General features: G+C 48.7%; 10 protein-coding genes. 8 read left to right on the forward strand and 2 right to left on the reverse strand.

Going from position 1 to position 13380, the window contains the following annotated elements; translation table 11 throughout:
* The first annotated feature begins 272 nt into the window (after positions 1–272).
* From G499_RS20540 to G499_RS0116845, 5 genes are all read left to right on the forward strand, one after another.
* Positions 273–3431, forward strand: a complete 3159-nt coding sequence (locus G499_RS20540; protein ID WP_081413865.1) for a VPS10 domain-containing protein — start codon at positions 273–275, stop codon at positions 3429–3431.
* Between the two features lie 345 nt (positions 3432–3776).
* Positions 3777–4910: a sensor histidine kinase gene (locus tag G499_RS20545; RefSeq protein WP_051296351.1), complete on the forward strand. Its 1134-nt coding sequence runs from the start codon at positions 3777–3779 to the stop codon at positions 4908–4910.
* Positions 4907–5650, forward strand: a complete 744-nt coding sequence (locus G499_RS0116835) for a LytR/AlgR family response regulator transcription factor (RefSeq protein WP_027000900.1) — start codon at positions 4907–4909, stop codon at positions 5648–5650. The genes G499_RS20545 and G499_RS0116835 overlap by 4 nt, the downstream gene beginning before the upstream one ends.
* 105 nt (positions 5651–5755) lie before the next feature.
* A complete protein-coding gene (locus G499_RS0116840; RefSeq protein WP_027000901.1) occupies positions 5756–6295 on the forward strand; it encodes an acyl-CoA thioesterase in 540 nt (179 codons plus the stop codon).
* A 168-nt stretch (positions 6296–6463) separates the two neighbouring features.
* Entirely contained in the window at positions 6464–8608 is a 2145-nt protein-coding gene (locus tag G499_RS0116845) for a protein-disulfide reductase DsbD family protein (RefSeq protein ID WP_027000902.1), read from the forward strand.
* A 402-nt stretch (positions 8609–9010) separates the two neighbouring features.
* Here G499_RS0116845 and ung read toward each other — a convergent pair whose 3' ends face one another.
* Positions 9011–9667, reverse strand: coding sequence for a uracil-DNA glycosylase (gene ung, locus G499_RS0116850; protein WP_027000903.1), 657 nt, complete (start codon positions 9665–9667; stop codon positions 9011–9013).
* A gap of 311 nt (positions 9668–9978) precedes the next feature.
* Between ung and apaG the strand changes: the two genes are divergently transcribed.
* The 3 genes from apaG (at position 9979) to G499_RS0116870 (ending at position 12260) form a co-directional block, all read left to right on the forward strand.
* The gene (gene apaG, locus G499_RS0116860) at positions 9979–10365 is read left to right on the forward strand and encodes a Co2+/Mg2+ efflux protein ApaG (protein ID WP_027000904.1); all 387 of its coding nucleotides are present in this window, start codon (positions 9979–9981) and stop codon (positions 10363–10365) included.
* 12 nt (positions 10366–10377) lie between these two features.
* Positions 10378–11151, forward strand: coding sequence for an O-methyltransferase (locus G499_RS0116865; protein ID WP_027000905.1), 774 nt, complete (start codon positions 10378–10380; stop codon positions 11149–11151).
* Between the two features lie 293 nt (positions 11152–11444).
* Entirely contained in the window at positions 11445–12260 is an 816-nt protein-coding gene (locus tag G499_RS0116870; protein ID WP_051296352.1) for an enoyl-CoA hydratase/isomerase family protein, read from the forward strand.
* A 59-nt stretch (positions 12261–12319) separates the two neighbouring features.
* Here G499_RS0116870 and G499_RS0116875 read toward each other — a convergent pair whose 3' ends face one another.
* Positions 12320–13351 (reverse strand): threonine aldolase family protein, encoded by a 1032-nt coding sequence (locus G499_RS0116875; protein WP_027000907.1) that lies wholly within the window; start codon positions 13349–13351, stop codon positions 12320–12322.
* Between the last annotated feature and the right edge of the window lie 29 nt (positions 13352–13380).

Here is a 13380-nt window from a genome sequence, read left to right on the forward strand (position 1 = left end):
GAAGTATCAGCCAAAAAGCGGCGTTTTGGTGTCGATGAAGAGAATTTTAGACAAGCTCTAAGCCTAGGAGGTCTTTGTTATTTGACAAAATGGTTTGTTTGCGCAATAACAGTGGGTTATTTTGCAATACTCTTGCAAAGTAATCATTGATACTGACATATTTACAGACTCAGAACAATGCTCCCAAGGCAAGTTATGGATTTGTTTTTAGTATCACAACAGCATTTGGGCTAAATTGCCGATGTGCTTTTTCAATTAAACTCTCCTATGATATGAAGCATTATTTTTACCACAAGCTTTTGTGTTGTACCCTCTTCTGTTATGTTTTGTTGCCCAGTGTGTATGGGCAGCAAAAAAAATCAGCAGCCACTACTTCTGAGGCTGTCGTAGCGCCTGCGGCCTTACAGTCGCTCCAGTGGCGCAATATCGGCCCCTTCCGTGGGGGGCGTTCGGCTGCCGTTACGGGGGTGCGGGGCAAGCCCAATGTCTTTTTCTTTGGCGCTACCGGCGGTGGCGTATGGAAAAGTATTGATGCTGGTGGCACGTGGCGCAACATCTCCGATGGCTTCTTTGGTGGCTCCATTGGGGCGGTGGCCATCAGCGAGTCTGACCCCAATATCCTCTACGTAGGCGGGGGCGAGAAAACTGTCCGAGGCAATGTGTCTCACGGCGACGGGATGTGGAAATCTGAAGATGGGGGCAAAACTTGGCGCTTCATCGGCCTAGCCGACTCGCGGCACATCACCCGCATCCGCATTCACCCCAAAAACCCCAACATCGTCTATGCAGCAGTGCTTGGCCACCTCTTCGGCCCCAACCAAGAACGGGGGGTATACCGCTCTACCGATGGGGGCAATACCTGGCAACGCTTGCTTTTTGTGAATAACCAAAGCGGCGCGGTAGACCTACGGATGGATCCCTCCAACCCAAGAGTGTTGTATGCCGCTACGTGGCGTGTTATCCGTACACCCTACAGCCTCGAAAGCGGGGGCGAAGGCTCCGGCCTTTGGAAGAGCACCGACGGCGGCGACACCTGGACAGAGCTGACCAAGGAGGCGCAAGGATTGCCCAAAGGCACCCTAGGCATCATCGGCGTTACGGTCTCTCCGGCCAACCCCAACAGGGTATGGGCCATCATCGAAGCCCACGACGGCGGGGTATTCCGATCTGATGATGCTGGGCAAACTTGGAAAAAAATCAACGAAGATCGCTCCCTGCGTCAACGCGCTTGGTACTATACCCGCATCGAAGCCGACCCCAAAAACCCCGATGTGGTCTATGTGCTCAATGTGCAGTTTCATCGCTCTAAGGATGGCGGGCGCACTTATGAGACCATCTCCACCCCACACAGCGACCACCACGACCTCTGGATAGACCCCGACGACCCCGAAAGGATGATTATTGCTGATGATGGTGGCGCACAAGTATCTATGGATGGCGGACAGAGTTGGTCTACCTATCACAACCAATCGACGGCACAGATGTACCGCATCGCAGTAGACAACTATTTCCCCTACCGCATTTACGGCGGCCAACAAGACAATACGGCTCTCCGTATCAGCAGCCAAAGCAATGAAGGCGGTATTACGGAATCGCATTGGCAAGTAACTGCTGGCGGCGAAAGCGCACACATTGCCCCACACCCGACAAAGCATGATATTGTCTATGGTACTTCGTATGGTGGCTACCTCACCCGCTACGACCACGCCCGCGAAGAGGAACGCTCCGTAGATGTATACCCCGACAACCCGATAGGCCACCCCGCCAAAAATCTCAAATACCGCTTCCAGTGGAACTTCCCGATTGCCTTTTCGCCACACGACGAAAATATACTCTACACCGCTGCCAACGTGTTGTTCAAAACCACCAATGAGGGACAAACTTGGACAGCTATCAGCCCTGACCTCACCCGCAATGACACTACCCGCATGGGTGCTTCTGGTGGGCCTATCACCAAGGACAACACCAGTGTAGAGTACTATGGTACTATCTTCGCCTTTGCAGAATCGAAGCGTGTGCCCGGCCTTATCTGGACTGGCTCCGATGACGGCCTCATTCACCTGACCCGCGACGGCGGCCAAACTTGGATTAACGTAACGCCCAAGCAAATGCCCGAGTGGATGATGATTAACAGCATTGACCCTGACCCCTTCAACGATGGCGGGGTATATGTAGCCGGCACACGGTATAAGTCCAATGACTTTACGCCGTATCTTTACAAAACAACAGACTACGGCAAAACTTGGACACTCATCACACAGGGCATCGCTCCCGACCATTTCACACGCGTTGTACGCGCTGACCCCGCCCGGCAGGGCTTGCTTTATGCCGGTACGGAGCGCGGCGTGTATGTCTCTTGGGATGATGGTAAACGTTGGCAACCACTTCAGCTCAACCTGCCCATCGTGCCCATCACCGACTTGGCTGTCAAGGAGAATGACCTCATCGCGGCTACCCAAGGGCGCGGCTATTGGATTTTGGATGACCTGCACCTGCTCCAAACAGCTCCCGAAGCAGCCAAGGCCAACAAACCCTACCTACACCCCATCGCCCCAACATACAACACCATACGTTCGGGCTACGGCTACAATCCGCTGCTACAGGGCCAAAACCCTCCCAACGGCTTGACGATGCACCTCTACCTGCCACAGAAGCCCGATACCTCGACCAAGGCCACGCTGGAGATTCTGGATGCCCAAGGGCAGGTGCTTCGCACACTCAGCACACATCCACCACAAGGCCAAAACCAAAACAAGCTATCGCTCAAACAAGGAGCCAATATGTTGGTTTGGAATATGCGCTATGACGATGCCCTGCTCCCCGATGGAATGATTCTATGGGCCGGAGGTACCCAAGGGGCGCGTACCGTGCCGGGCAAATACCAAGCCCGCCTGACTATCGGGGGGGAAGTACTGACACAGCCTTTTGAAGTGCTGCGGGACCCTCGCAGCGAAGCTTCTGAAACCGACGCACAGGCGCAACTCCAGTTTGTACGCGAAATTCACGAAAAACTCAACCAAACCCATCAGGCCATCTTGCACATCCGGGAGATGCGTACCGACCTACAACGCATTGCCAAGCAGTTTGCCAAAAACGAACAAGGGGCGGATGTGGTAGCCAAGGCCAAAGAAATAGAAAAACAAATCACAGCTATCGAAGAGGCCTTGTACCAAACCAAGAACCGTAGCGGGCAAGACCCGCTCAACTATCCTATCAGGCTCAACAACAAGCTCAGCGCCTTGGTATCCTTGATACAGATGGGCAATCACCGCCCCACTGATGGGATGTTGGAGGTAAAGCAGGCCATCACTGCCGAAATAGACCAAGAACTGGCCAAGTGGCAGCAAGTGCTGACTACAGAAGTGCCGGCCTTCAATACACTGGTAAAATCTAAGGATTTTCCCGCCTTGGCTACTCCACAACAAGATTAATTGTTTGCAGCCCGTCAAAATCATTCTTTGGCGGGCTCTTTTTGATTTGCCCAAAAACACCTTCTTACGACAGAAACCCGCTGCCTACCCTGATAATACCTTTTGCAGCGCCAAAAGTGTCGTTGAGGCTCAAACACAACGCATTGGTCTAAAAGCCAAAAAAAAGCAAACCTTTCCCCTCTTTTTGCGGTATTTTTGATAAATTGTATTTTACTGACCATAAGCTATCGCCCTCAAATATCACCAATACAATCGCGTTTCCGGCAAGTACCTGTAGTTTTGTTGGGGCTTTGTTGGGAGTTTATCCGCTTGTCTTATGTCAGAAACCATCTCTAAGGATATATTATGGAACTGAACTTGTCCAAAGGTGTGCCCTTTATCAAAAACCGCCTCCTAGCACACATCATACTTTGGGTATGCTACCTGAGCTTTTTTATTGTATTGGTGGGCAGCCATAAAGGGAAGTATTACGAAGAGTTTGTCATACAACTCTATCTTTTGCCTATTCGTTTGGCGGTAGTATACCTGAGCTTGTATGTGTTGTTGCCCTATTTGTTGCTCAAACAACGCTATGCGCTGTTTCTGAGCTCCTTGTTTACGCTCTTGGTGTTGGCCGTACTGCTGATGCGGGTAGAGGTGTATTACTTTATCTACCCTCGTTATTATCCTGAAGCCCTGACCGACTGCGAATGGTGTACCTTCTGGCACGTCCACAAGCTGATTCAATATACCTTTTCGCTGAGCGCTATTTTGTTTTTGGCGACTTCTATCAAAATTTTGAAACTATGGTACAAGGAGCAACAAAATGCCAAATCATTGGCACAAGAAAAGCTAGAAGCCGAGCTGAAGTTTCTCAAAGGACAAATACATCCACACTTCCTGTTCAATGTATTGAACAACCTCTACGCCCTGACACTCAAGAAATCAGATGTGGCTCCCGAAGTAGTACTTCGTCTGTCGGACTTAATGAACTACATGCTCTATGAGTCCAATACAGAATATACTACTCTCGAAAAAGAGGTAGAGTATCTCCAAAACTATATCGCCTTAGAAAAGGTACGGTATGGCGACCGCGCCGAGGTCGTGTTCAATGTTTCGGGGGGTATCAATGGCCGCCGCATTGCCCCAATGCTCTTGCTACCCTTTGTTGAAAACGCTTTTAAACACGGAGTAAGCGGGGAGATAGAGCTAAGCTGGGTCAGCTTGGACTTGGTCATCAAGGACGATATGCTCACCTTCAAGGTAGAAAATAGCAAAGCCCCGGCTCACTTCAGGCGCGCCCAACAAGACTATGCCCACGGCATAGGCCTGCAAAATGTGCGCCGCCGACTGGAACTCCTCTACAAAGACCGCCACGAGTTGAAAATTTTTGACGAAGAAAATACCTATATGATTGTGCTCAAAGTACGCCTAGGTACTGAGATGCACACACACAAAAGCCCGAGCCAAGTCTCCTCACAAGCCCCTGTTAATGTATGAAACTCAAGTGTATCATCGTAGATGATGAAGCGTTGGCCTTAGATATTCTTGAAAACTATATTGAGCGTATCGATTCTCTACAGTTGGTTGCCCGGTGTGCCAATGCAGTAGAGGCCTTCAACATCTTACAACAACAGGCCATAGACCTGATGTTTTTGGATATCCAAATGCCCAAACTCACCGGCATCGACTTCCTCAAAACAGTATCACACCCCCCAAAGGTGATTTTTACAACAGCTTACCGCGACTATGCGCTGGAAAGCTATGAGATGAATGCCGTAGATTATCTACTCAAACCGATTTCTTTTGACCGCTTCCTCAAGGCTGTCAACAAGGTTCAAGAGCTTTTCCAAGAAGCCGGAGCCGCGTTGCGCCCTCTGCCTACTGCCCCAGCTGCGGATAGCAGCTATGACGAAAGCTTTATCTACCTCAAGGCGGATAAGAAAATGGTAAAGATTTTCCTCAAAGACATCCTCTTCATCGAAAGCCTCAAGGACTACATCCGCGTAAGAACAGAACAGAAGGAGGTCATCTCTTACCAAAAAATCAGCTATATGGAGGAGAAATTGCCAGAGCAAAAGTTTTTACGCATTCACCGCTCGTTCATTGTAGCTGTAGATAAAATCGAAAGCTTTTCTGCTGCTTTTGTAGAGGTGGGCGGAAAGGAAGTACCTATTGGGCGAAATTATAAAAATGAAGTGCTCAAAATGTTGGAACAAAACAACTTGCTGGAAGAATAAACAAATTACAATTGACGAATCGTAAATCCCGAATCGTCAATCATAAATCGTACCTTTGCCCAAAGTTCCACCATTCCGGCTGTTGCCGGTACAAAATCGATACTTATGGTCAAGCGAAATGCCAAACCTGCTTCGGAATCGTTGACAACGATGACCGAAATGGTCTTGCCGAATGATACGAACACGCTCAACAACCTAATGGGAGGGCGTATGATGCATATGATGGACATTGTAGCAGCCATCGCTGCCCAGAAACACTCCAACCGCATTGTGGTAACGGCCTCTGTAGATAATATTACCTTTAGTGAGCCTATTTCATTGGGAGATGTGGTTACGATTACAGCCAAGGTTACCCGTGCGTTCAACTCCTCTATGGAGGTTTTCTTGGATGTAGTAGCCGAAAACATCCCCGCCTCTCGTAAGAAGGCCACCAACCGTGCTTTTTTTACTTTTGTGGCAGTAGACCAATTAGGCACTCCCATCAATGTGCCCGAAGTAATCCCCGAAACACCTGAGGAGCAAGAACTGTATGCCGGAGCGCTACGCCGACGGCAGCTGCGCCTCATCTTGGCCGGCAGAATGAAGCCCGACGATGCCACAGAGCTAAAGCTGCTTTTTGAAAGCCCCGCCAAATCGAAATCTTAGGCAATACTTCCTGACCTTTTGTCTCTTTGGGGGCAAAAGGTCAACTTTTATCCCCTACAGGCTGTCTTATGGCTGAGCAGCCAAAAAACAAAGAACTTTTGTAAAAACAGTAGTGTTTTCAGGTTGTCATCCGAACACAGACTACTCCACTTAAAACTTCACAAGACTATGCGACTTTACCCTTGGAGTGTTGCGCTTTTGTTTTGCCTTTGGAATTTGCAAGGGCTACAAGCACAAATACTCAAACCGGCCAAATGGCAGATGAGCCTCTCGACTACAGAAGTAACCGTAGGCGATGAGCTGGAGCTGATTTTTACGGCTACCATCGACGACAAGTGGTACCTCTACTCCTCTGATTTTGACCCTAACCTAGGCCCGCAAGTAACGGAGTTTAGCTTTACGCCTCACCCTTCTTACCAGCTCCTCGGTGGTATCCGCCCTATTAACCCACAAAAAAAGTATGACGACATCTGGGAGGGGGAGTATACCTACTTCAAGAAAAAGGGAGAGTTTAGGCAACGGGTCAAAATCTTGGCCGAAAACCCCAAAATCGAAGGCACCTACAGCTATCAAGTCTGTTCGGATGTAGATGGGAAATGTATCCCTTTCGAAAGTGATTTCAGCTTCAAAAACATCAAGGCAAAACCTGCCAAAGACACGCCAAAAGAGGAAAATACCAAGGCTGACACCAAGGCCGAAGAAGATGAAGCCCTAACAAAAGACTCTTTGGCTGCCAAGCAAGATACTGCTTCTGATAATATGGCAAATACCGCTACAACAGACAGCACCAACGCCCAACTAGCCGCAACAGATACCCTAGACCCACTACAGGCCAACCCTGAGCAAGAAACCAATGTGGCCTTGATTTATTTTATCGGTCTAGCATTTTTGGCAGGTTTTTCGGCTTTGTTTACGCCCTGTGTGTTCCCAATGATTCCGATGACGGTCAGCATCTTCACCAAACAAAGCGGCACCCGCGCCCAAGGAATTACCAAAGCCCTCGTGTATGGTGGGTCTATTGTCCTGATTTACACCATATTGGGCACATTGGTAGCCTTTTTCTATGGTGCAGGTTTCAACAACTGGCTCAGCACACACTGGCTACCGAACTTGTTTTTCTTCTCTCTCTTGGTCGTTTTTGCCCTGTCATTTCTAGGGATGTTTGAGTTAGTATTGCCAGCCTCTTGGGTCAATCAGGCCGATGCCCAAGCCGACAAAGGCGGCTACTATGGTATCTTTTTTATGGCTTTTACCTTGGCCTTGGTATCGTTTTCTTGCACAGCCCCTATAGTAGGCTTTATCTTGGTGATGGCCTCCAAGGGCGAAGTCATCAAACCCGTCTTAGGGATGATTGCCTTTTCGACAGCCGTGGCTCTGCCCTTCACCTTGTTTGCTCTCTTCCCTTCTTGGCTCAACAACCTGCCCAAGTCGGGGGGCTGGCTCAACAAGGTAAAGGTATCCTTGGGCTTGTTGGAGTTGGCCTTAGCGCTTAAGTTCTTGAGTCAAGCCGACTTGGTCTATGGCTGGCATATCCTGCCAAGGGAAATATTCTTGGCTCTATGGATTGTGATTTTTGCTGTATGGGGCTTCTATATGTTGGGAGCCATCCGCTTCCCACACGACAGCTCACAAGCATTTGTGCCCGTACCACAGGCCATTATGGGTATCCTGATTTTAAGCTTTGTAGTATATCTTATCCCCGGCATGTTTGGAGCACCCCTGCGGATGCTTTCGGGCTACCTCCCTCCCGAAACAACACAAGAGTTCAATATTGCCAATACAGGCACCGCGATGTATGCCGGCTACACGCCCAAAACACAACTGCCATCAGATCGCCTCTATGTCAATTTGTTTAAATTTCCTCATAATCTGAAAGGCTTCTTTGATTATGAAGAAGGCATGGCTTATGCCCGCAAGGTAGGCAAGCCGGTATTCATTGACTTCACAGGCCACGGTTGTGCCAACTGTCGAGAGATGGAGGCCCGTGTGTGGTCCGACCCAAACGTAATGCGTCGTTTAGATGAAGACTATGTGCTCATTGCCCTTTATGTAGATGACCGCACCAAGCTCCCCGAAGAAGCTTGGTATACCTCGCCCAACGACCAAAAAGTAAAAAAAACCATTGGTGCCCAAAATATAGATTTGCAGGTGCGTAAGTTCAATAACAACGCCCAACCTTACTACTGCCTACTCGACCACAACGGGCAGCTCTTGGTGCGTCCGGTGGGTTATGAGCTCAACATCTCCAAATTCAATGACTTCCTCGATGAGGGTAAGGCCGCTTTTAAACAACGGATGCTGGCCAAAAAATAAAAATCTTGCCCATCCCCGCGTATTTGTCATTAGCCATACCGGAGGATATCCCAAGATTCATCACACCCCTTGTGATGACAACCCTTCAAAGGCTTCTAGCCCTTGAAGGGTTTTTGTTTAGTAATCACCCACAAAATAGGCAATATGTGTTAAATGATTTGTGTACTGATACTAGGCAAGAAATGTAGGCGCGAGGGCGAGCATTTTTAACGACTTAGCAGGCCAAAAACAGCGTTTTGGTGTAGATGAAGGGTATTTTTTAAACACCCCACTGGACATTTTTGGAAAAGTAGCTCGGAGCTGAGGCCTCATTTTGGGAGTAAAATGAGACTTAGCCCACAGCTTTAACTGTGGGATTTGAAAAATGTCCAGTGTCGTGAATTTTAAACAAGATCTAATAGATTACCAATCAATTTCGGGCAGATTGTTTTGGGTTAGATAGTTATTGGCTTGGCTGAAATGTTGGCAACCATTAAACCCTCTGGCCAAGGGCGAAGGATGTGATGCCTTGAGCACAAGATGTTTTTGGGTATCAATATTTTTTCCCTTGTCTTGTGCATACTTGCCCCAAAGCATAAAAACAAGTTGCTCTTTTTGGTCAGATAAGACCTGTATGACCGCATCGGTGAACGTCTCCCAACCTTTGCGCTGATGGGAGCCGGCTTCAGCCGCACGAACCGTCAGGGTGGCATTGAGCAATAGTACGCCTTGCTTGGCCCAGCGCTCTAGGTTGCCGCTTTTGGGGATGGGCTTGCCGAGGTCTGTATTGATTTCCTTGAAAATATTGCGCAATGATGGTGGAATAGCAATACCATCATTCACCGAAAAACACAAGCCATTGGCTTGCCCTGGCCCGTGATACGGATCTTGACCTAGAATCACCACCTTGGTATCTTCAAAGCTGCAATGCTCGAAAGCACTGAAAATCTGCTTGCCCGGAGGGTATACTGTATGGCTCTTGTATTCATTTTTGACAAATAAGGTCAAGGCCTCAAAATAAGGCTTGGTAAACTCTGAAACCAAATGGCTTTTCCAAGAATCTGCAATTTTTACATCCATATTTTTTAATAAAACAATATTGCTATAGAGCGTGTTTAACAAAAAAATGACATCATCTTGATTGTTTGTACCCAATCAAAACTGGGAAACACCTATTTTGAAAATCCTTGATAATCAAGAAAATCAAATTCTGTGAACCCACAAACCCCTTTGAATTTAGGTATAAATTTGCCCAAAAAAAGTGGACAAACAAAAAGTTTGTTAAAAATACGTCTTTGCGCGCCCCTGTGGCCGCAGATTTGTTGTGTTTTTAGTAAGGAGTTTGTACCTTTATCAAATCATCGGCCATTCAAAAATTCCTACTTAGTACTATGGCTACACAAGTTTCTGAAGGCATTAAAATCAGTGTGCTGACGCAATATCAAGCAGACTACTCCAGTCCGCAACAGTTTCACTATGTATTCACGTACCGGATTCGTATCGAAAACGAAAGCCCCCACACCGTACAGCTTTTGCGCAGGCACTGGTACATCTACGATGCCAACGGAACGCTCAAAGAGGTAGAAGGCGAAGGAGTAGTAGGGCAACAACCTATCCTAGAGCCCGGCGACGTATACGAGTATGTATCGGGTTGTAACTTACGCACCGGGATGGGTAAGATGCGCGGCAACTATCTGATGGAGCGCATTTTGGATGGCAAGTCTTTCCGTGCTACTATTCCGGAGTTTACCTTGGTGGTTCCTTATCTCCTCAATTAGTCGATTTTTATTTTGCTTCGGGCTTATCTACTCCATCGGCTGCGTGCACGCAATGCACACGGCCTACACTCTCCTTTTGTCTATCAGTTTTATACCACTGTCTATCGGCCACGCCGCGATGCGTTTGTATACCCCGGTAAACTAGAGCAACACTACACACAGCTGGCCAAAAGCCGCCAGACGATAGACATCCAAGACTTTGGTGCAGGCTCACGCACAGGCTCCTCCAAGCGCCGCCACATTGGGCATTTGGTACGACATAGTGCCTGTGGGCAGCAGAAAGGGCGCTTGTTGTACCGCCTAGTGCAAAGCTTTGCCCCACAAACCATTCTCGAAACAGGTACTTGTGTAGGCATGGGCACGGCCTATTTGGCAGCAGCGCGCCCTCAAGCCCAAATTCATACCATCGAGGGCTGCCCACAGCTAAGCGCATTTGCCCAAGCACAGTTCACACAACTACAGCTCCCCAACATCCACCTACACACAGGTGCACTGGCCAATACCCTACCACAGGTATTGAGACAGTTAGAGCGCCCCTTGGACCTAGTATATCTGGATGCCAACCATCAGTTGGCTCCTACACTGGCTTACTTTGAAGCCTGTCTGCCCTACACCCACGAAGGGACTTGCTGGGTAATAGACGACATCCACTGGTCGGCAGCAATGGAGCAGGCTTGGGCGCAGCTTTGTGCCCGAGCAGAGATAAAGCTCAGCCTAGACTTGTTTTGGATGGGCATTTTGCTAGGACGAGATAAGCAACCCAAGCAGCATTTTGTCCTATATTGAACGCCAAAAAAAATGCGCTGCCAGAGGGATAGGTCAAATTTTGGACAAACAACCCCTAAAAGCCGCCCAATGCTCAATGAGCCTTTCCCAATAACCAAACAAAGAGAGGCATTGGTCGGTTAATGTGAGGCAACACTGATTTTTATAAAGTACTACCAATCAAGCAGATAAACAAAACTATCAGGCTTGGTACTTCCATAGGATAATTTTGTGTTTAAACAGGCAATCGTATTGATTGTTTGATAATTAGGGGTCAAATCCCTACATTTGAGAGTTATAAACACCAAAGCATTATGGTTAATTTTATATTTCAAGAAGTAGACCCTACCCACAAAAACATACGCCTGACAGTAGACCAAGATGGCATTGCTACCATCACTATCTGTCGCGCATCAAAGCTCAACGCCCTCAATTTTCAGACAATAGAGGATATCCGCTGGGCAATGCAGCAAGTGTATGAGCGCGAAGACATCAAGAGTGTCATTATTACAGGAGAGGGCACCAAAGCCTTTGCTGCCGGCGCAGACATTGCGGAGTTGGTAAAAATGGATGAAGTAAACGCCAAGCGTTATTCACAAAACGGGCAAGATGTGTATGCAATGCTCGAAAACTGCACCAAGCCTGTGATTGCTGCCGTCAATGGTTATGCCCTAGGTGGCGGCTGTGAGCTGGCGCTGGCCTGCCATATGCGTGTGGCTGTAGAGAACGCCAAGTTTGGCTTGCCCGAAGTAAAGCTTGGTACATTGCCCGGCTTCGGAGGCACACAGCGCCTCACCCAAAGCATCGGCAAGGCCAAAACCCTAGAACTGATTATGACCGGCGACTCGCTCTCGGCCAAAGAAGCCAAAGAACTGGGGCTTGTGAACCACGTCGTGTCTTCACAAGAAAATTTGATGAAGAAGTGTAAGGAGATTCTGTTGAAAATCTCTTCTTCGGGCCCTCTGGCCGTCGAGATGGTCATCAAGTCTGTCAATGCTGTATACAGCAGCCAAGAGCGTGGCTATCAAAAAGAAGCACAGTATTTTGGTTGGTCTGCCGGCACACACGACTTCCACGAAGGGATGCAGGCCTTCTTAGAGAAACGCAAGCCCGAATTTAAGGGCAAATAAGCGACTGAATAGTGACGTTGACGGGTGATGAGGCTTCATCACCCGTCAACACTTTATGGCTATCCCTTATACTGCCGAATCAGTGTCATTAGGCGCTCCAGCTGTAGGTCGTCAAAATCAAGATGGGTTACCATCCGGACAGCATCTGCCCCAATACGGCCTACCTTTGCCCCTGCCTGCGCGAGGTAGTTGTAGAAATTCGCGGCGGCGGCCTCGTGCTCAAAATACGCAATGACGATATTGGTTTCGACCGGCAAAAGCTCGGTAATGGCAGGCACGGCCTCCAATGCTTGGCCGATAAGCTTAGCGCGACGGTGATCATCAGCCAACCGGTCGATGTGGTGGTCTAAGGCATACAAGCCTGCAGCCGCCAAAAAGCCCGCTTGGCGCATTCCTCCGCCCAACACTTTTCGCAAGCGCTTGGCACGCTGCATAGCCGCCGCTGGCCCCAAAAGCACCGACCCTACCGGACAACCGAGACTTTTGGAAAAACAGATGGAGATGGTATCAAAATACTGCCCATAATCGGCGGCCTTGTCGCCAGTGGCAATCAACGCATTGAACAACCGCGCACCGTCGAGGTGTAACCCCAGCCCTTGTTCTTGACAAAAATCTGCAATAGGCGCAATGTCACTCAACCGATAACAACTTCCTCCCCCACGGTTGACGGTATTTTCGAGAGCTACAAGGCGCGAAACCGGATAGTGAATATCATCTGGATTGAGCGCCGGGCGCAACTGCGCTACCGTGAGCAATCCCCTAGGCGCGTCTACCAGCTTGTTAGAAATCAAGGCATTGAAAGCCAAGCCTCCAGCCTCATATTTGTAGATATGGGCATCTTTATAACAAATGACCTCATCTTGAGGTTGAGTAAGCAATTTGATGGCTATTTGGTTGGTCATTGTACCCGAAGGGCAAAACAACCCTGCCTCCATGCCAAACATTGCCGCGACCCTATCTTGGAAAGCCACCACAGTAGGGTCTTCGTCATACACATCATCTCCCACAACGGCTTCCAGCATTGCTTGTCTCATCGCAGCAGTAGGCTTGGTAAGGGTGTCGCTACGTAAATCTATTAGGTTTGTTGGCATATCCGACTAATATAAAAAGGCTTGAGAAT

The organism is Eisenibacter elegans DSM 3317, assembly GCF_000430505.1.
In the GTDB taxonomy this organism is placed as follows: Bacteria; Bacteroidota; Bacteroidia; order Cytophagales; family Microscillaceae; genus Eisenibacter; species Eisenibacter elegans.

Bases quoted from the DNA above. Each gene is read 5' to 3' on its own strand.
- G499_RS0116835 (WP_027000900.1), top strand. From the start codon at position 4,907: ATGAAACTCAAGTGTATCATCGTAGATGATGAAGCGTTGGCCTTAGAT.
- G499_RS20540 (WP_081413865.1), top strand. From the start codon at position 273: ATGAAGCATTATTTTTACCACAAGCTTTTGTGTTGTACCCTCTTCTGT.
- apaG (WP_027000904.1), top strand. From the start codon at position 9,979: ATGGCTACACAAGTTTCTGAAGGCATTAAAATCAGTGTGCTGACGCAA.
- G499_RS20545 (WP_051296351.1), top strand. From the start codon at position 3,777: ATGGAACTGAACTTGTCCAAAGGTGTGCCCTTTATCAAAAACCGCCTC.
- G499_RS0116870 (WP_051296352.1), top strand. From the start codon at position 11,445: ATGGTTAATTTTATATTTCAAGAAGTAGACCCTACCCACAAAAACATA.
- G499_RS0116840 (WP_027000901.1), top strand. From the start codon at position 5,756: ATGGTCAAGCGAAATGCCAAACCTGCTTCGGAATCGTTGACAACGATG.
- ung (WP_027000903.1), bottom strand. From the start codon at position 9,667: ATGGATGTAAAAATTGCAGATTCTTGGAAAAGCCATTTGGTTTCAGAG.
- G499_RS0116875 (WP_027000907.1), bottom strand. From the start codon at position 13,351: ATGCCAACAAACCTAATAGATTTACGTAGCGACACCCTTACCAAGCCT.
- G499_RS0116845 (WP_027000902.1), top strand. From the start codon at position 6,464: ATGCGACTTTACCCTTGGAGTGTTGCGCTTTTGTTTTGCCTTTGGAAT.